The sequence below is a fragment of the Paraburkholderia sp. BR10936 genome (assembly GCF_040965735.1).
Taxonomy (GTDB): domain Bacteria; phylum Pseudomonadota; class Gammaproteobacteria; order Burkholderiales; family Burkholderiaceae; genus Paraburkholderia; species Paraburkholderia nodosa_A.
This window is the reverse complement of record NZ_JBFRCM010000014.1, coordinates 242440-260917: the sequence shown is the minus strand read 5'-3', so window position 1 is coordinate 260917 and position 18478 is coordinate 242440. Positions and strand designations below refer to the sequence as shown.

The window sequence follows — 18478 nt, the reverse complement described above, 5'->3', positions numbered from 1 at the left end:
CGATCACGTGCGCGACGTCGCGCACATACACCACGCTGCCGTTCACGGTCTTGATGGGCAGGTCGTTGAGCGCCGCGACGGTTTGCGTGCTGCCGTTCATCTCCACGTTGTATTCGCGCGAGCCGATTTTCGCGGTGCCGCCGGGCAGGATGAGGTTCTGCGCGTTCACGGCGTTGACGACGTCCGCGGGCGCGAGACCTTTGGCCTGCAGCGCTTTCGGATCGAGCTGCACCATGATCTGGCGGATCTTGCCGCCGTAGGGCAGCGGCACGGCCGCGCCCTGGACGGTCGCGAGCTGCGTGCGGATGAAGCTGTTGCCGAGGTCGTAAAGCGACTGCTCGGGCAAGGTCGCGCTGGACAGGCCCAGTTGCAGCACTGGCACCGTGGAGGCGTTGTACGTGATGATGTTCGGGGGCAGCGTGCCGGGCGGCAGCACACGCAGGATCGACGCGGAGTTGGACGCGGCCTCGGCAATCGCGCGGTTGATGTCGGCGCCAGGATGGAAGAACACCTTCACGACCGACACGCCGTTGAGCGACTGGGATTCGATGTGCTCGATGTCGTCCACGTCCGAAGTCAGCGCGCGCTCGTAGTTCGAGGTGATGCGGTGCGCCATGTCCTCGGCGGAGAAGCCGTTGTAGGTCCAGACGATGCTGACCACCGGGATATTGATGTTCGGAAAAATGTCCGTGGGCGTGCGCATGATGGCGAGCGGCCCGAGGATGAAAAGCAGTACGGCCAGCACGATGAACGTGTAAGGCCGTCTGAGAGCCAGTTTGACGATCCACATGACGGGGTCCGGGTTGAGGCGGGAGTGGCGCAAGTATCGGGAGGGCGCGCTTACCCGGTCCTGACCTCGACATTACGGATTTGTCATCTTTGCCGCGCAAGCACGCTGGCCGCAGGGGGCGCGCTGCGCCCAGATAACGAACTCGTAATCAGCAGGTCAGCTTTGGGTCAGCGCCGCGCGACCAGAATGCGTTCAACCTTCGCGACATTGCCGAGGGTGGCTGAGGCGGCATCCCTTCCCGATGCAGCGGCCATTCATTGAGAGGTGAACACCATGAAAGCACTCGTTTCCACATTGCTCGTTGCCTGCGCCCTGGCCGCTCCCGCTGCCGCTTTCGCACAGACCGCCACCCCCGCCGACCCCGCCAACGCGCCGGTCACGCGCGCCCAGGTGATCGACGATCTCGTGCGGTTGGAGCAGGCGGGGTATCGTCCTGTGGCCAAGGACGTCAACTACCCGGATGACATCCAGCACGCGGAGGCGATCGTGGCCCAGGAGCAGGCGCAAAAGAACCAGCAGGCCGCGCCGGGCAGCACGGCGGTCGGCGGCGTGGCGATGACGGGCAGCTCGGACGCGGGTGCGCCGGTCGTGGCGAGCGTCGGCGAGCGGTCGATTTATGCGGGCCACTGAGCGAGCCACTGGATGCTCGAACGCGGCGCAGCAGCCCCGGCGATAACGCCGGGCGCTCCCGCGCATTTCGATTCGCTTGAACAAACGTTTGCGCGAACATAATTCGCCCCATTCGCGCGCAAGAAATCGCTATTCATTTTTATTGAAGCCCCGAACCTACCCTACTAATTACGGCGGCGTTAAATCAGCCGCATCGGCAAATTCGCCACGATACCGCGCGTTTTCACGGCGCTATCTTTCCGGATCACGCAAATTCATAATGCGCTGGTAAGATACGCGCGAATTGGGATGGCCGTTCTCCATTCCGGGCTATTGGCGCGAATCTAGACCACTCGCGCTGCCGGAACAGGAGTCTGCGCCGTCAGGCCGACGGGGAGCGGCCGTCTTGCACTACGAATAGCGCTCCATGTTTAAAAAAGCGCGTACGTTCGGTTCGTGTGTTTAATCGCAAGCGTTTGAGACTCGCGTTTCGCCTTTCTAGCGAATCGTCGTCCGCCGCTTGCTGCTGTTGCGCCTTGCGCAGACGGTCATTCCCCTCGCGGTCTAATCCCGCCGTCATGCCAATCAGGCGTATAAAACAGTCGCACATACTGGCCGAACCCGTCATGTCCACCCAGTCGACCCACCATCACCGCCTCTTTATGGCGCTGGTCGGTGTCATCAGCGCGGCGCTCAATACGGGCGCGCTCGTGGCGCTGTTGTTGCTGCGCGGACAGACCGGCGATACGCCGTACACGCGGGCGTTGACCGGGGCGTTCGCCGTGGCTGCGTTCGTCGTGTTTGCGCGGTTTCACCTGGTAGCCAGCGCGCGTCATCTCTGGTGGATGCTGGGCCGCGGCGCATGGCGCTGGTGCCGGCTGCCGGTCGCGCTCATGGTGCTGCTGTTCGCGACGCATGGCGATAGCGGCACGACGGCCCTGCGTACGCTGGTCGTCCAGTGGGCCGCCATTGCGCTGCCGCTGCAACTCGTCGGCCTGGCTGTATTGCGCGGCGTGGCCCACAGCGTCAACAACGCGCCCGGCAACCTGCGCCGCGCGGTGTTCTTCGGGATGGGCCGCGAGGCGCGCAAGCTGAACCTGCGCCTGCAGCGTTCGCCGATTCTCGGTATTCACGTGATGGGCTATTACAACGATGCGCCTGCCACGCCGCGTGACGGGGAAACGCTGCCGCCGTATCTCGGCCGCTATGAAGACGCCGCCACGCGCATCCTCGCGAACGACTATGAGATCGTGTTCCTCGCGATGGGGCAGGCCGCGATGGCGCGAGCCGACGCAACGCAAGTGAAGGACATCACGGCCGACATCGTGACGCGCCTCTACGATTCGACGGCTGCGATCTATCTCGTGCCCGAGCTGCATTACCTGGAGGACGTCGCGACGACCGGAGCGGACCTGGCCGGCGTGCCGCTGCTGGCACTGCACGACGTGCCGATTCTGGGGCTCTCGCGCATGCTCAAGCGCGCGGTCGACATTGCCGGCGCGGCGTTGCTGCTCGCGCTACTGTGGCCCGTCATGCTCGCGATCGCGCTGGTGATCCGGCTCGATTCGCCGGGCCCGGTGATGTTCAGGCAGCGCCGCAATGGCGAGCACGGCCGGGCGATCGTCGTGCACAAATTCCGCTCGATGCGCGTCGCGGCGGAGAACGAGGGCGATGCACAAGAGCAGGGCGTGCGCCAGGCCCGCAGCGGCGACGACCGGATCACGGCCGTGGGGCGCTATCTGCGCCGGACTTCGCTCGACGAGTTGCCGCAGCTCTTCAACGTGCTGGGCGGTTCGATGAGTCTCGTGGGTCCGCGTCCGCACGCGGCCGAGCACAACGAAGAGTACCGGCAGCTGATTCCCGGCTACATGCTGCGCCATAGCGTGAAGCCGGGCATTACCGGCTGGGCGCAGATCAACGGGTTGCGCGGCTTGACCGATACGCCCGACAAGATGCAGCGCCGCGTGGAGTACGACCGTTACTACATCACGCACTGGTCGCTGTGGCTCGACCTGCAGATCCTGCTGAAGACGATCCCGTCGATCGTCTCGGGCCGCAATGCGGTTTGAAGCCTGCGCCGCGCGAGACGTGGCCGAACATGAGCCGGCCGCGTCCGCATCGGCGGCCTTACGCCGCGCGCTGCTGCGTGCGCGCCATGCGCCAGTGACGCCACAGGATGGCGAAGAAGCGGCGGTCGTCCACGAGGTACCGGCGCCACAGGCGCGCGGGGTCCTGTTTGATGCGCCAGCACCATTCGAGACCGCAGCGCTGCATCCACACGGGGGCGCGTTGCTGCAGGCCGACGGCAAACTCGACGGCCGCCCCGGCGCACAGCATGAGGCCGCCCGGCAGCTTGCTCGCGTGATGCAGGGCCCAGCGTTCCTGCTTGGGCATGCCGAGGCACACGAACACGATATCGGGCGCGGCCGCGCGCACGCGCCCGGCCACCGCATCGCCCTCGGGGCCGGTCGGATCGAACGTCATGGAAGGTGCGATCACGTCGACATCGAGGCCCGGATAGTGCTGCGCGAAGCCGTTCAGGAGCGTGGCTTCGTCGCCCGGGCGGCCACCCACCACCACGACTTTCCAGCCGGCTGCGTGGGCGCGCTCGCACAGGGCGGGCAACAGGTCCGCGCCGGTCACGCGTTCCGGCAGCGGCGCGCCGAACAGGCGGCTCGCCCAGACCACGGGCATGCCGTCCGCAAACAGGAAGTCGGCGGTGCGGTAGAGACGTTGAAGATCGGGCTGCGTGTCGAGCCGCACCACGTGGTCGACGTTCGGCGTGACCGCGACACGCGCCCGGCCGTCGCGCTGCAAGGCGGCGGTGCAAAGCACGTCGAGCGCGGTGTCGAACGACACGGCGGCGATGTTGAGACCGAACAAGGGAATGCTCGGCTTGAAGACACCCCGTGCGGCCGCCTGCGGCGCCGCTGTTATGTAAGGCGTGCTCATCTTGTTTTTGTGACCCCGACGTGCGCACACGACGAGAGCCACGCACGGCGCCCGTTGAACCGGCGTCGTGCCACCCCGTCATGCGACGTACGTTATGTTTTTTTCTGGTCTCCTGGCTTTTGCCAAGGCGTTTTGGACTTCAGACGGAATCTTACTGCTGTGTCGGTGCTGCGGGTAATACAACAGTGTTTTTTTAGAGACAAAAATCGGGATGCGTCTGAAATTTCTCGGCTGGCGCCGTTGGTTGCACGCGAGCGATCGGCTACGATCGCCGCGGCCCGTCTTCCCTTTCCCATACGTAACAGACGATGATCACCGACGCCCGTGAGATTCCCGCCGGCACGACGCTGCACGCGGACCTGTGCATCGTGGGGGCCGGCGCCGCCGGCATTGCGCTCGCGCTCGCGCTGGAGAAGAGCGGGCTCGACGTAATCGTGCTGGAAAGCGGCGGCGATGCGCCCGAGCCTGCCACCCAGCAGCTGTACGCGGGCACGGTGGCGAATGCGGCGCTGCATCCGCCGCCGGACAACTACCGCGTGCGGCGCTTCGGCGGCTCGACCACGCTGTGGGGCGGCCGCTGCATGCCGCTCGACGCGCACGACTTCGAGGCGCGCGATTACGTTGCGCACAGCGGCTGGCCGATCGCGTTCGCCGATGTGCTGCGCCACTACCCGCAAGCCAACGCGCTGTGCGAAGCGGGCGAATTCGCCTATACGGCCGAAGGCGCGTTCGCGGCGCCCCCGCGCCCGATGATCGGCGGCTTTGCCAGCGACGTGTTTTCGACGCACACGCTCGAGCGCTTCAGCTGCCCGACCGATTTCGGTCAGCGTTACCGGGCGCGCCTGGCGAAAGGCGGCGTGCGTGTGCTCCAGCATGCGAACCTGTGCCGCCTGCCGATGCTGGCGGGTTCGACGCGGCGTGTCGGCGCAGCTCAGGTACGCGTGCTCAATGCGAAGGACGCGACGGGCGGCGCGACGTTCGCGGTGGCCGCACGCGCCTACGTGCTCGCGGCCGGCGGTCTCGAAGTGCCGCGCCTGTTGCTCAACAGCCCCGGGCCGAGCGGCCGGGGACTCGGCAACGCCCACGACGCGGTGGGCCGCTATTACATGAGCCATCTCGCGGGCACGATCGGCACGCTCGATCTCGCGGCGGCGCAGTCCGTGTGGCACGGCTACGAGGTGACGGAAGAGGGCATCTATTGCCGCCGCCGCCTCGCGCTGCGCCCGGAACAGCAAGACGCGCTGCGCGCGGGCAACTTCATTGCGCGCCTGCATCATCCGCGCATTCCGGACGCCGGACACGGCAACGGTATCCTCTCCGCGCTGTATCTCGCGCGCGGCATCGTGCCCTACGAATACGCGAAGCGCCTCTACGACGGCACACCCGAAGGCTATGCGGGCTCCACGCTCGCGCACGCGAAAAACGTCGTTGCGGACGCGCCGAACACGGCGCGTTTCCTGTGGCACTGGCTGCGGCGGCGCACGCTGGCCGCGCGCAAGTTCCCCTCGGTGATCGTGCGGCCTGCGAATCTGCGTTTCTCGCTCGACTTCCATGCGGAGCAGGAGCCCAATCCGGCGAGCCGCGTCACGCTCGGCGATGAAACCGATGCACTCGGCCTGCGCCGCATCCATGTGGACTGGCGCTACACGCAGCAGGACGTCGCGACCGTGAGCCGCGCGCTCGCCGCGCTTGCGCACGAGGTCGAGCGCGCGGGCGTGGGCCGTTTCACCTACGACCCCGCGCAGGTCGAGGCCGAAATGACGCGCTACGGAGCCTATGGCGGCCATCACATCGGCACGGCGCGCATGGGGCGCGATGCGCGCACGAGCGTGGTCGATGCCGACTGCCGGCTGCACGAAGCGGACAACGTCTATGTGACGGGCGCCGCGGTCTTCCCGACTTCGGGCCAGGCGAATCCGACCTTGACCATCGTCGCGCTCGCACTGCGGCTCGCCGAACACCTCAAGGGCGCCGCCGATCTTGCCGCGCTGCCCGTTCCAATCGCAAACCCTTCCGAACCCGCGTAATGAAAGCCCGTATTCTCGTTCTTGGCGCGACCGGCTTCGTCGGCCGCCATCTGGTGAAAGCGTTGAGCCGTACCGAATGGGCCGAGCCGGTGGCCGCCTCGCGCAGGGAAGGAAGCGGCTTGCGCCGTGTCGATGCCGCGGACCCCACGTCGCTCGCCGCCGCGCTGGCCGACGTGGACGGCGTGGTCAACTGCGTGGCGGGTGCGCCGGCGACGATCGTCGCGAATGCGCGCGCGCTGGCGGCCGCGCTGGCGTCACGCGGTGCGCCGCTACCGGTGGTCCACTTCAGTTCGATGGCGGTGTACGGCGCCGCCGAAGGCCGTATCGACGAAGCGGCGGCGCTCGACGCCGTGAGCCCCTATGGCCATGCGAAGGTCGAGTCGGAACGACTGCTCGCTGCGCTGCCTGCGCTCACGATACTGCGCCCGGGTTGCATCTACGGAGGCGGCAGTCCGCAGTGGTCGGCGCGCATTGCGCAGCTGCTGTGCGCGCGGCGCCTGGGTGACCTCGGCGCCGCCGGCGACGGTTGCAGTAATCTCGTCCACATCGACGACGTCGTGCAGGCGGCACTGGCTGCGCTGCGCACGCCGGCTTCGGGCGCTCAGGCCTACAACCTGGCGATGGCCGAGGCGCCGCGCTGGAATGAATACTTCGTCGCCTACGCGCGAATTTTGGGGGCGACGCCCGTGGAGCGGATCGGTGCGCGGCGTCTTGCACTCGAAACGAAGCTGTGGGCGCCTGCGCTGAAGATTGCCGGGATCGCGGGGCGCAAACTGGGTGGCGTGAAGGTGCCTCCGCCGCTGCCGCCTTCGCTCGCGCGGCTGTGGCAACAGGACATCCGGCTCGACGCGCGCCGCGCGGAACAGGCATTCGGGATGACGTGGACGCCGTGGCGCGTCGCGCTGCAGGCCGAAGCGTTCATGGCGGCGTCGTCGCGCGCCGACTGAACCGGTCGGGTTAGGCGGGGTTTCGGCGCGTCGAAGGCTTCGGCTTCGACCCATCACTATAATTCGGAGTCCTGCGGATAAATTTTGCGACTTCAGTCGCTTCTACCATCGTACCCTCATCGCTACGCTTTAGTGGTGCCGGATCGCGCTTCGACGGCTATTCAGTGGCGGCGTAAAAATGCGCGCGTTGCGCTCGTCAAATCAGCGAATTGAGGCCATAAAAAAGGCCTGTTCGCGACGCAGACGTGCGCGCACGGCCCATAGAATTTGATCGTAGATCCACTCACGCAGCGTCAGGCGATCGATACCTGTCGGATCGCTCCCCCACATCGGATTTCCGGTTAATTCAGCATGACACGGCTTGCACGGCACTACGTCCCAGAACAACCGCAGCACGTTATCTTGCAGGGGCTCAAAGGGCCCGCATTCCTCGACGAAGGAGACTACCTTTACTTCCTCGCCTGCCTCGCGGACGCCGCGCGCGTCGCCGATCTGGCAGTCCACGCGTGGGTGCTGATGCCCGACGCGGTGCAGTTCCTCGTCACGCCTTCATACGAGTCGAGCGTAGCCATGGCGATGCAGGCGGTTTGCCGTCGCTATGTCGAGACATTCAACCGCCGCCATGGACGCCGCGGTGCGATGTGGCGTGGCGAGTACCGGGCAACCGTGATCGAACCCGACCGCTATTTCCTGCTCGCGAGCCAGGTCATCGATCATGCGCCGGTGCGCAACCGCCTCGTGGCCGAGCCGGGCAACTATCCGTGGTCGAGCTACACGCACCACGTCGGGCTGCGTGTCGACAGGTTCGTCAAGGATCATCCGCTCTATCGCGCGCTCGGCGATACGCCGTTCGAACGGCACGAGTCTTACCGCGACCTGGGCGCACAGCCTCTCGACGAAGCCGAGGTCAATAACCTGATGCGGGCGACGCTCGAGGGCTGGGTGCTCGGCAGCGCTGCATACTGCGAGTGGGCGGCGCAGACAGCCAACCGGCGCTTGATGCCATTGCTGCTGCGCGACCGGCCGGCCAAGGTTCGCAGGGCCAGCGCCCACGCATGACGAGGGACGGTGGGCTAGCCGCACAGCGGGGGTGGTCGTTCGTCCTGATGGGTCGATCGTCTACGAGATCCATCCGGACGGGGATCGTTCGCCGGCCATCCGCGCACGGCGTACCTGGGTCCTGGCTACGAATACTGGCACAACATGTATGGCACGCCGGCTTCCGAACAACCGGGCACGACGCAGACATCCGTTCCGATGTTCGTGGCCGAAATCCACTTCCAGGCAGGGGTGACGGTGATCGCCAGCCGCAGTGCGGGCTGCCGATGACCGCGGATAACGAAGCCGTGTCGCCTGACGGCTAGCCGCCGAGCGCAATGATCGCCATCGTCAGCACGATCCCAAGCAGCATCATCGCGAAGCCCGCTTTCATCGCGCCCGCGCCGGTGTAGCGTCCGAGCGCGAAACCGGCGGCGAAGAGCATCGCGAGCGTGAGTATGCGTGAGATGACGAGCGCCGCTATGTGATCCCTCACGAGGATAAAGGGCAGGGCAACCGGGAACGTCGATACGACCACGAGCAGAAAAACGCTCACTGCCCCAAGAAAGTCATCGCGCTTGAAATGCGCGCGAGGTGGCAGCGTAGGCGCCGCGGCGAGGCGCGCGCGAATCAGCTCGAGTTCTTCGTCGTCGACGAGCGGTTCCAGCGCCGTCGGCAATGCGTCGCGCAACGCCCGCACGGCCGCGGCGCGGTCTGGTTCGCGTTTCACGGTCAGGGCGAGTGTCAGGCGCTGTCCGCGATCCGCGAGCGTGCGGACGAGATACATCACGGCGTCTGCGAGGCCCCAGGCGAGATTGCATCCGAGGGCGGCCAGGAACAGTTTGCGGCCGGCGCCCTCGCCCGCTGTGACCGCCTTGACGGCGCCGACGAAAGTCAACGCCATGAACAGGCCAAAGCACAGTTCGGTCACGCGCTCGACGGTGTTGAGTACGGGCTCGCGCTTTTCGGCCGCGGTTTGCTGTGTCGGGGTAGTGGTATTCATATGGCCTCTTGCAAAATGAGATAAGCGCTCAGGGCGTTCTCTGTCCAGGGTGTCTACTGGCAGACGATACGCCATCGCGCACAATGGCATGCTGCGCCTCCCGCCACGCGGCTAGCGCCTGTTCGAGATTGAGAAACATGCGCTCGTGTCCAAGCACGCTGCCGAGCGGCGCCTTCTCGAGCACGGCAAAGACATCGGGATTGAGGCCCACGACCCAGACTTCGATTCCGCTCTCGCGACACTTCTTCTCGGCCTCGGTCAGCATCTTCAATGCTGTGTACTCCACATCGAATACGGCCCGCATATCGAGCGCCATGACCCTGGGGCGCGTCTGGGCGACGAGCGGCATGATCTTGTGCACGATGTTGGAGGCGTTGAGAAAGAAAATTCGTCCCTCGGGCCGCAGGAGCAGCAGTCCGGGAAAGTCCTCGTCGTCCGGATGCTCGTCCGATACCGGACGGAATACGTTCGTGCCGCGTTTGCGCCGCAGCACGTACACAGGGGGATCGGACACCTGATGGGCGAGTGCCACCAGCGATACGACGATGGCGATCAGGATGCCTTGCAGCGTGCCGAGCAGCACGACGCCCACCAGCGCCACGACCGCCCAGACAAACTCGGTGCGCCGGATGGCGAGGATCGCGCGGAAGTCCTCCGGATTGAGCAGGCCGATCGAATAGACGATCACCACGGCAGCGAGCGTGGCATGCGGCATGAGTCCGATGACGGGCGCGAGCAGCACCATGGTGCCGAGCGTCACGGCCGCGGTGGCGAGTTCGGCCAGTTGCGAGTGCGCACCGGCCAGCCGGTTGACGGCCGTCTGGGTCGTCCCGCCGCCCGCGGGCATCGAGCCGAACAGCGCGCCCAACGCATTGCCCAGGCCCGTCGCCAGCAGTTCGCGGTTCGGCAGCGGAACGGGTTCCCCGCTGAGCGCGAATGCGCGCCCTGAAGCAATCGTTTCGGTAAAACTCATCAGGGCAATGCCCACCGCCGCCGGCCAGAGCGCGTCGATCAGGGAAAGATCCGGCATCACGAACGAAGGCAATCCGGTCGGGATCTCGCCGACGATCTCCACGCCGTACCGCTGCACGCCGGCGAAAGCGACACACGCTATGCCGAGCGCCACGGCAATGAGCGGGGCGGGGGACTTCGGATACCAGTGTTCGAGCGCGACCAGCACGGCGATCGTCAGTGCGCCCATGGCAACCGTCGACATCGACGCATGGGGAAGCCCGGCAGCGAGCGCATATACGTTATGAAAGAACGATCCTTTCACGACGTGAATGCCAATCAGTTTCGGCAGTTGATCGAGCACGATGACGATGGCGATGCCGGCCTTGAAGCCCGTCAACACGGGCTCGGAAATGAAGTTCGCGACAAATCCCAGCCTGAGCAAGGCCGAGAGAACGAGGAAGAGGCCGACGAGCAGCGTGAGTGTGGCGGTCGCGATGACCAGTTGGGCGGTGTTGCCATCGGGCGCAACCTGACCGAGCGCGGCCGCGCTCAGAATGGCCAGCGTCGCGCTGGTGCTGACGCTCAGTGGCCTTGACGTACCGAAGAGCGCGTAGATCACCATCGGCACGAACGCCGTGTAGAGCCCGGTCTCGACGGGCAGTCCGGCAACGCTCGCGTAAGCCATCGCTTTCGGCAACACGACAGCCGCCGCCGTGACGCCCGCAACGATGTCGGGTTTGATCCACGATGTCCGGTAGTCGCGTACCCATTCGAGAACGGGAAGACGAAAGCCGGATTTGCGGTGCGACGCGGGCTGATCGCGCATGATGCTGTGGCCTCCAGGGGCAGAAACACGACCGACGCACATCTACGTCGAATGTCTCACCGTTACTTCCCCGTGGGCTACTGCATTCAACATGCTGAAGCGGAAATTTGACGAATCCCATGTTGTCGATCAAGCGTCAATCGGACTTTGGTCCTACTGCTGCAAGGGCAATCGTTACGGCGGGGTATGGGCCGATGGTCCTATAGAGAAAGCACGCGAGCGGTTGCACGATTCAGTTCGTGCAGACGGAATCGTGGCCGGCCCGGCGCGGCGCCGTAACGAACCTGTCACGTGCGTCTGCCAGTGTCTGGAGAGATAGCAGCCATGCCGGCCTTTACGGCTACGCGCGCGACTGCCCAGCATATTCGTAAGCATTCCTTTCATTCAATCGAGGCGGCGGAGGTGGCCTTTGCCACCCCTTCGCGGACCAGAAGGTGATGCCATGACCGACCTAGCCAATCAATATGCGCGTTGCCAGGAGATCGGCGGCAAAGTTGCCCGGCTCCTCGCCAGGCGATCGGAACTAGCGCAAACCCAATTCAGTCAGCGTTTAGCGGATGCGACTGGGCGGCTAGTCGAAAGCGATAAACCCGCTTCGGCGAGCCCAGCATGGCCAACCGCGCTGGACCCCTGGGCCGGCTACCGCTACGCGGTGGATGTCGCCGAGCGGTCCGTGCTCTTCTGGGACACCTTGCGCCAGCGCGGCAATGGCTTCGTCGAGCAGGCCCGCAACGGTCTTCGGCCGGTCCTCCATTTCGGCCACGAACTCGTGATCGACGGCCGGAAGCTGGCGCGGCCGGTCAACTACGCGCTGGTGCGCCTGCTGCCGCCCGACGGTGTGGTCATCGACGTTAGCAAGCGTCCTTATGTGATCATCGACCCGCGTGCGGGCCACGGTCCGGGCATCGGCGGCTTCAAGGACGATTCACAGGCCGGTGTTGCGCTCAAGGCGGGCCACTCCGTATATTTCGTCATCTTCTTTCGCGATCCGGAGCCTGGCCAGACCCTGCTCGATGTCTGTGCGGCGGAAGCGCAATTCGTCAAGAAGGTGTGCGAACTGCACCCGGACAGCCCGAAACCGGCGATCGTCGGCAACTGCCAGGGCGGCTGGGCCGCCATGATGCTCGCGAGTTCCGACCCGGACCATACGGGGCCGCTCGTCATCAACGGCGCGCCGATGTCCTACTGGAGCGGCGCGTGGAGCGAAGGCGAGGGCGACAACCCCATGCGCTATTCCGGCGGCATGCTGGGCGGTACCTGGCTCGCGTCGCTGACGGCCGATCTCGGCAACGGCCAGTTCGACGGCGCCCATCTCGTGCAGAACTTCGAGAATCTCAATCCCGCCAACAGCCTATGGGACAAGTACTACCACCTGTTCGACAACGCCGATACCGAGCCGCCGCGCTTCCTCGACTTCGAGCGCTGGTGGGGCGGCTATTACCTGATGAACCGCGAGGAGATCGAGTGGATCACGCGCAACCTGTTCGTCGGTAACACGCTCTGGTCGGGCGAAGTTCGAGGTCTCAACGGGACGGCATTCGATCTGCGGGAAATCAAGTCGCCGATCATTCTGTTCGCTTCGCTGGGCGACAACATCACGCCGCCTCAACAGGCATTCAACTGGGTCGCCGACATTTACGGCAGCACGGAAGAAATCAAGGCGCGCGGTCAGGTGATCGTAGGACTCGTGCACCAGAGCATCGGCCACCTCGGCATTTTCGTTTCGGGCAAGGTCGCGAAGAAGGAGCATCGGCAGATCGCCTCCGTGCTCGAAGCGATCGAAGCGTTCCCGCCTGGTCTTTACGGCATGGAGATTGCCGAGCGTCGGGGCGAAGACGGAGAAACGGCATACGACGTGTCATTCCGCGAGTATCGGCTCGAAGAGATTGCCGCGCGCCTGAACCGCTTCGAGCGTAGCGACGAACAGCCGTTCGAGGCCGTCAAGCGCGTATCGGAGTTGAACCAGCGTGCGTACGAGCTGTTCCTGCAACCGTGGGTACGGATGTGGTCGAACGAAACGACAGCGAATCTGCAGCGGCAGTTTCATCCGCTTCGCGCGCAGCGCTGGGCGCTTTCGGATCTGAATCCGTGGCTCGCCTGGCTTGGGCCTGCTGCCGAGGCAGTCAGGGCAAAGCGGCATGCCGAAGTCCACGAAGAGACGCCGTTGAGGGAGTTCGAGCACTACGGTTCGGAGATGTTCAGTGCATCGCTCGACTTCTATCGCGCGATGCGCGACGCCATGACGGAGAGCGCGTTCTTTTCCTTCTACGGGAACCTGTACACCGTCGAACACGGTGAAGAGGCGCAAGCCAGACCCGCCGTGGCGGCCGGAGACCCCCGCGATCTGCCCTACGTGAGGGACGCGTTGGCGTCGATGGCCGAAGGCGGCTACACGGAGGCGCTGGCTCGCGCCGCCTGCCTGCTCGCGCGCCGGGGCGAGCCGCTCCCGCTCGCGCGGCTTGCCCTGCGCCACGAACTCGCGAAGGACTACGCCGCTTATTTGCCTCAGCTGCCGGGCGACCAGTGGCGGCGCGTGCGCGGCGAGCAGGAAATCATCGTGCGTTACGAGCCGGAACAGGCGCTCGCCACGCTGCCGCATCTGCTGGCCGACCCGCAAGACCGGGAGAAGCTGCTTGAACTGGCCGAAAAGCTGCTGGACGACAAGCGCGTGCAGGAAGCCGGGCCGACCGCTGCCCAGCTCAGCATGCTCGACAAGATCCGTTCGTCGCTGTCGCTGGAACGCACACCGGCGGTAAGCACAGTCGGAGCCATGCATGAGGTTCCCGAGGCGCCGCCCACTCGCGTGGCGCCCGATCTCAAGGAGGCGTCGTGAATCGCGAATACGAAGAGCATGAGCGGCTTGTCCGCGGTCCGTCGTTGCCCGCCGGCGCGCGGGCGATAGGGTAGAACGATGGCCGACGTCATCCTCGTTCTCAATGCCGGTTCGTCGAGCATCAAGTTCAGCGCGTTCAATGCGCAGCCGGACGATCTGCCGCTTGTCATGCACGGCCAGATCGAAGGCCTGCTGTCGGCGCCGCGTTTCGTCGCGTTCGATGGGAAAAGCGTGCTGACCGGGAGTCACGATTGGGGCAATCAACCCCTCGGGCATGATGAGGCCGTTGCTCACATCGCCCAGTTCCTGCGCAGCCATCGCGACGGCAACCGCGTGGTCGCCGTCGGGCATCGCGTGGTGCATGGCGGCCGCGAGTTCTCGAAGCCCGTGGCCGTCACACCCGCTGTGCTGGACGCACTCGACAAGCTCGCGCCCCTCGCGCCGCTCCATCAGCCACATAACCTGAAGCCGATTCGTGTCATCGCCGGACGCAATCCGGAGCTGCCGCAAGTCGCCTGTTTCGACACGGCGTTTCATGCGACACAGCCTGCGCTTGCCTCGACGTTTGCGCTGCCGGCAGCGTTGACGGAGCAAGGCGTGCGGCGCTACGGCTTCCACGGGCTGTCCTATGAGTACATCGCCAGCACGCTGCCCCATGTCGCTCCTGACGCAGCGACAGGCCGCACCGTCGTCGCGCATCTCGGCAATGGCGCGAGCATGTGTGCGATGGACGCGGGCAGGAGTGTGGCGAGCACGATGGGCTTCACCGCGCTCGATGGGCTGCCCATGGGCACGCGCAGCGGCAATCTCGATCCCGGCGCGATTCTTTACCTGCTAGACGAACTGAAAATGGATACGCGCGGCGTCGAGGACCTGCTGTACCGCCGTTCGGGTCTGCTTGGGGTATCGGGTATTTCGGGCGACATGCGTACGCTGCTGGCGAGCCACGACGCGCGCGCCGCCTTCGCCGTCGAGTTGTACGCGTATCGCATCGGACGCGAACTGGGATCGCTCGCCGCCGCGCTGCAGGGGCTCGACGCGCTGGTCTTCACCGCGGGCATCGGCGAGCACTCGCCGGAGATCCGGCGGCGGGCCTGCGAACAGGCTCGCTGGTGCGGAGTGGAAATCGACAGCAGGGCGAACGAAGCGGGCGGCCCCTGTATCAGCACGGCGTCGAGCAAGGTCTCGGTCTGGGTGATACCGACCAACGAAGAACTCATGATTGCGCGCCACACGCGTGAAGTAACGGGCGTTGCGTGACACTGCCCGTTGCGAGGGAGAAGACGGATGAGCCAGAGCGTTCAACATCCGGGTTTTGCAGCGGCCATGGACATTTCATGCCGCGTTGAGTGAATTTTTTGTGACGCGGCTTTCGTCGCGCCGCCCGAGCGCGCCGTAGCACGGTTCACGCGGGCAGCGGCGCCGGACGTGCCGCCGCATTCGCCGCGATGTCGGCGATCGCGCCGGCGCTCACGGCGTGGCTGTACAGGAAACCCTGGGCATGTGTGCAGCCGTTTTGCAGCAGGAAATCGCGATGTCCGCTGGTTTCGACGCCCTCCGCGATCAGTTCGAAATTGAGCGCCTTCGCCACGGCGATGACGGCGAGCGTGATCGCTTCCGTTTCCGTGTCCTGGCCAATCTCGCGCACGAATTCGCGGTCGATCTTGAGGCGATCGACGCGAAAGCGCTTGAGATACCCGAGGCTCGAATAACCCGTGCCGAAATCGTCGATGGCGACGCGCACGCCCATCTCCCGCAGACCGGCCAGCGTGCGCGCGGCGAGATCGGGCGTGCGCATGAGCGCGCCCTCGGTCACCTCGAGTTCCAGCAGCGCCGGCGGCAGACCCGAATCGCGCAGTGCCTCCCGCACCTGGCCCATCAGGTCGCCATGCTCGAACTGCAAGGGCGAGACGTTGACGGAGACGCGTATCGGCTGCGCCGGGTCCCGATTCCAGCGCGCTGCTTCCCGGCATGCCTCGCGCAGCACCCATTCGCCTATGCCGCGAATCAGGCCGGTTTCCTCGGCGACCGGGATGAATACGGCCGGAGACACGCTGCCGAGTTCCGCGTCGGTCCATCGCAGCAGCGCCTCGGCGCCGATCATCGTGCCCGTTGCCATATCGAATTGCGGCTGATACAGCACGGTCAATGCGCCGTTGCGGAACGCCTGGCGCAGGCGCGTGGAAATGCGCAAGCGCGAGGTCGCGGCTTCGCTCAATTCCGGGCGATAGAACTGGTACTGATTGCGGCCGTTCTGCTTGGCCAGATACATCGCGGCGTCGGCATTGCGCACCAGCGCGTCGGCGTCGTCGCCGTCGGCGGGGTAGAGGCTGATGCCGATGCTGGCCTCGATGAAGAGTTCGTGGCCCGCTACCTGTATCGGTTCCGTCATCGCGGCGAGCAGTGAGTCGAGCAGCGGTTCGAGCAACGGAGCGGCGCCGTCGGCGATGACCATGAATTCGTCGCCGCCATAGCGCGCCACCGTGCCACGCTCGCCGACGACGCGCTCGATGCGCCGCGCGATCTGGGCGAGCAGCGCGTCGCCGATGCGGTGGCCGAGCGAGTCGTTGACCTCCTTGAAATTGTCGAGATCGAGGAAGATCATCGCGAGCGTCTTGCCCGCACGGCTAGCCTGCTGCAGTTCCCGGTTCACGCGCTCGTCGAAATACTTGCGGTTCGTGAGGCCGGTGAGCGCGTCGTATTCGGCCCGATGTCTCAGTTCAGCCTGTGCTGCGAGCTGCGTCGTGACGTCTTCCATCACGCAAAGGGTCGCGCTTCGGCCGTCGAAATCCGTTTGCAGCTGGAATACGTTCATCGAGCGCAACTCGCCGCTCTTCATTCGGTGTTCCCAGATGGCTGTGCCGTCGTCGTGCCCGCGCGCGTGCGCGAACGGGGCCCCATGCAGCGCGGTCTTGTTCATGCGCAGATCGCCAAGCCTCAGCTCGAGCATCTCGCTCGCGCGGTAGCCCAGGGCTTTCGCCGCCATGTCGTTGACGGCGACGAGCCGCATGGACGCGTCGTCGACGATCCAGATCGGCAGCGGATTGAGCTGAAAGAGGCGCTTGTACTTCTTGCGGTTGACGTCCGCCGCCTGGAGCGCCTTGCGCAACGATTTCGTGATGCGCGCGTTGCGGCGAAGGAATGCCAGCAGCAGGCACGCCGCGGCCAGTCCCGACCCGAGCAGGAGCGCCGAAGCCATTTGCGAATCTCGCGACGCCCTCGTGACCGACTGGTCGAGATGCGCGTCTTCGTCCATGCGGATCTCGCCGATCTTTTGCATCGTCTGGAAAAAGCGCGCGTCGAGTTCGCCCAGCGACGGCGTATCCATCGTCACGCTGCCCGGCTTGAGCATGGAAAGCATCGCGAGCCGGTTGCTCAGGGCGCCCAGATGGCGAATCATGTCCTTCAACTCGTCGAGCAGGGCGATGCAGCGCTCGCGGCCTTCGCAGGTCCGCTGCGCCGCGTTGGCGTTGTCGATCAGTGCCGGAAGCGGATAGATGTAGGCGGCGCGCCGATAGAACGGCCGCGTGCCGATTACCGTGTAGAGCTGCTCATGCTCGTCGAGAAGTGCATTCTGCAGTTCGTCGAGATCCCGCTTGGCCGATTCGACCGCACGCTGCTGCGAAAGCGCATAGCGCTGCTCATGAGACTGCCGCAGGGCAATGGCGGTATTGAGCGCGATGGCCGACAGGATCGCAATGAGGGCCAGCGGCGCGACCAGCCGGGTTTTTTGTGCGCTCCATACGTGCAACACACGCCATAGGCCGATGAGCGCCGGCTTTGCGGCCGGATTTCCTGCGCTATCTCCCATCTTGCTGTCCTCACGCTGCATGCTCGTCACCCTGCGCCCACAATCTCTGCAATTGACATATCGACAAAGATCCGGGCAACTTGAGGGCGGCCAATCGCTATTTCGCCAAGGCCGATTTGGGGCGGATTTTGGGTCGGAAGGAGGGCGGTCACGCCCAGACGCTAAAGTTTGTGTGCCGGCCGCCGAAAATCCCAGCATGGCGCACGAACAACCCAAACCACCTCAAGAGGATCCGATCCGGGCAGAAGCACGGGCGCTGGAAGGCAGCATCCGCGCGATCAGACGGGCACAGGGAAAGCGCAATCCTGAAGACTGTGTGCCGGGCAGCCCGGAATCTTTCGCGGTCATGGAAGCGTTCGTGCGTGATGTCGGACGTGTGCTTGCGCTCGATATGCTCGAACATGAAAAGAACAATGACAGCGATGTGAACGGAGCGGATTCGACTGGTTAGACAATTAGCCGTATCAAATGATAAACGTTATCATCAGGATTCCAGATTTACACCGGAAATAGAGGAATCGACCGGCAGGATCGGTGCATTCACAACGTCGTGGAATCGCCGCACCGTCCTGATACAACCTGTTACATTGAATCAAACGCACGCCCATCAAGCCTCCCGCGCTCCAGTGGAAGACATCCGAAAGTAATCTTTCACGGCATTTACTCATTTCGCGACTTATCTCCTCTA

Annotated in this window: 13 protein-coding genes; 8 read left to right on the top strand and 5 right to left on the bottom strand. The window is 64.9% G+C overall.

From position 1 onward, the window contains the following. A partial coding sequence (locus AB4Y36_RS27435) for an efflux RND transporter permease subunit (RefSeq protein WP_368684661.1) occupies positions 1–790 on the bottom strand: 790 nt, incomplete at its 3' end. Positions 791–1063: 273 nt separating this feature from the next. On the opposite strand from AB4Y36_RS27435, the gene AB4Y36_RS27430 reads away from it, so the two are divergent. Both AB4Y36_RS27430 and AB4Y36_RS27425 read left to right on the top strand, forming a co-directional pair. After that, on the top strand, positions 1064–1420 hold the full coding sequence (locus AB4Y36_RS27430; protein ID WP_368602630.1) for a DUF4148 domain-containing protein: 357 nt from the start codon (positions 1064–1066) through the stop codon (positions 1418–1420). 605 nt (positions 1421–2025) lie between these two features. After that, positions 2026–3468 carry an undecaprenyl-phosphate glucose phosphotransferase gene (locus AB4Y36_RS27425; protein ID WP_368618218.1) on the top strand — a complete coding sequence of 481 codons (1443 nt, stop codon included), beginning with the start codon at positions 2026–2028 and terminating at the stop codon, positions 3466–3468. Between the two features lie 58 nt (positions 3469–3526). On the opposite strand, the gene AB4Y36_RS27420 is transcribed toward AB4Y36_RS27425, so the two are convergent. Continuing rightward, complete coding sequence (locus AB4Y36_RS27420) at positions 3527–4351, bottom strand: WecB/TagA/CpsF family glycosyltransferase (RefSeq protein ID WP_368684660.1); 825 nt, start codon at positions 4349–4351, stop codon at positions 3527–3529. Positions 4352–4659: 308 nt separating this feature from the next. On the opposite strand from AB4Y36_RS27420, the gene AB4Y36_RS27415 reads away from it, so the two are divergent. From AB4Y36_RS27415 to AB4Y36_RS27405, 3 genes are all read left to right on the top strand, one after another. Then, a complete protein-coding gene (locus tag AB4Y36_RS27415; protein ID WP_368684659.1) occupies positions 4660–6378 on the top strand; it encodes an FAD-dependent oxidoreductase in 1719 nt (572 codons plus the stop codon). Next, on the top strand, positions 6378–7325 hold the full coding sequence (locus AB4Y36_RS27410; RefSeq protein ID WP_368684658.1) for an NAD-dependent epimerase/dehydratase family protein: 948 nt from the start codon (positions 6378–6380) through the stop codon (positions 7323–7325). Before AB4Y36_RS27415 ends, AB4Y36_RS27410 begins: the two co-directional genes overlap by 1 nt. 351 nt (positions 7326–7676) lie before the next feature. Next, on the top strand, positions 7677–8384 hold the full coding sequence (locus AB4Y36_RS27405) for a transposase (protein ID WP_342948707.1): 708 nt from the start codon (positions 7677–7679) through the stop codon (positions 8382–8384). A gap of 301 nt (positions 8385–8685) precedes the next feature. On the opposite strand, the gene AB4Y36_RS27400 is transcribed toward AB4Y36_RS27405, so the two are convergent. Both AB4Y36_RS27400 and AB4Y36_RS27395 read right to left on the bottom strand, forming a co-directional pair. Further along, on the bottom strand, positions 8686–9366 hold the full coding sequence (locus AB4Y36_RS27400) for a VIT1/CCC1 transporter family protein (protein WP_368684657.1): 681 nt from the start codon (positions 9364–9366) through the stop codon (positions 8686–8688). Positions 9367–9394: 28 nt separating this feature from the next. Continuing rightward, positions 9395–11146: a SulP family inorganic anion transporter gene (locus tag AB4Y36_RS27395; RefSeq protein WP_368684656.1), complete on the bottom strand. Its 1752-nt coding sequence runs from the start codon at positions 11144–11146 to the stop codon at positions 9395–9397. A gap of 442 nt (positions 11147–11588) precedes the next feature. On the opposite strand from AB4Y36_RS27395, the gene AB4Y36_RS27390 reads away from it, so the two are divergent. Beyond that, on the top strand, positions 11589–13979 hold the full coding sequence (locus tag AB4Y36_RS27390) for a DUF3141 domain-containing protein (protein ID WP_368684655.1): 2391 nt from the start codon (positions 11589–11591) through the stop codon (positions 13977–13979). 78 nt (positions 13980–14057) lie between these two features. After that, complete coding sequence (locus AB4Y36_RS27385; protein WP_368684654.1) at positions 14058–15239, top strand: acetate/propionate family kinase; 1182 nt, start codon at positions 14058–14060, stop codon at positions 15237–15239. Between the two features lie 145 nt (positions 15240–15384). On the opposite strand, the gene AB4Y36_RS27380 is transcribed toward AB4Y36_RS27385, so the two are convergent. Continuing rightward, positions 15385–17790: a putative bifunctional diguanylate cyclase/phosphodiesterase gene (locus AB4Y36_RS27380; protein ID WP_368684653.1), complete on the bottom strand. Its 2406-nt coding sequence runs from the start codon at positions 17788–17790 to the stop codon at positions 15385–15387. A gap of 196 nt (positions 17791–17986) precedes the next feature. On the opposite strand from AB4Y36_RS27380, the gene AB4Y36_RS27375 reads away from it, so the two are divergent. Next, positions 17987–18241 carry a hypothetical protein gene (locus AB4Y36_RS27375; protein WP_176732859.1) on the top strand — a complete coding sequence of 85 codons (255 nt, stop codon included), beginning with the start codon at positions 17987–17989 and terminating at the stop codon, positions 18239–18241. Positions 18242–18478: the final 237 nt, after the last annotated feature.

Excerpts from the sequence above, each read along its gene's own strand:
- AB4Y36_RS27400 (WP_368684657.1), bottom strand. The coding sequence starts at position 9,366 with ATGAATACCACTACCCCGACACAGCAAACCGCGGCCGAAAAGCGCGAG.
- AB4Y36_RS27425 (WP_368618218.1), top strand. The coding sequence starts at position 2,026 with ATGTCCACCCAGTCGACCCACCATCACCGCCTCTTTATGGCGCTGGTC.
- AB4Y36_RS27430 (WP_368602630.1), top strand. The coding sequence starts at position 1,064 with ATGAAAGCACTCGTTTCCACATTGCTCGTTGCCTGCGCCCTGGCCGCT.
- AB4Y36_RS27405 (WP_342948707.1), top strand. The coding sequence starts at position 7,677 with ATGACACGGCTTGCACGGCACTACGTCCCAGAACAACCGCAGCACGTT.
- AB4Y36_RS27395 (WP_368684656.1), bottom strand. The coding sequence starts at position 11,146 with ATGCGCGATCAGCCCGCGTCGCACCGCAAATCCGGCTTTCGTCTTCCC.
- AB4Y36_RS27375 (WP_176732859.1), top strand. The coding sequence starts at position 17,987 with ATGGCGCACGAACAACCCAAACCACCTCAAGAGGATCCGATCCGGGCA.
- AB4Y36_RS27410 (WP_368684658.1), top strand. The coding sequence starts at position 6,378 with ATGAAAGCCCGTATTCTCGTTCTTGGCGCGACCGGCTTCGTCGGCCGC.
- AB4Y36_RS27380 (WP_368684653.1), bottom strand. The coding sequence starts at position 17,790 with ATGGGAGATAGCGCAGGAAATCCGGCCGCAAAGCCGGCGCTCATCGGC.
- AB4Y36_RS27420 (WP_368684660.1), bottom strand. The coding sequence starts at position 4,351 with ATGAGCACGCCTTACATAACAGCGGCGCCGCAGGCGGCCGCACGGGGT.
- AB4Y36_RS27390 (WP_368684655.1), top strand. The coding sequence starts at position 11,589 with ATGACCGACCTAGCCAATCAATATGCGCGTTGCCAGGAGATCGGCGGC.
- AB4Y36_RS27385 (WP_368684654.1), top strand. The coding sequence starts at position 14,058 with ATGGCCGACGTCATCCTCGTTCTCAATGCCGGTTCGTCGAGCATCAAG.
- AB4Y36_RS27415 (WP_368684659.1), top strand. The coding sequence starts at position 4,660 with ATGATCACCGACGCCCGTGAGATTCCCGCCGGCACGACGCTGCACGCG.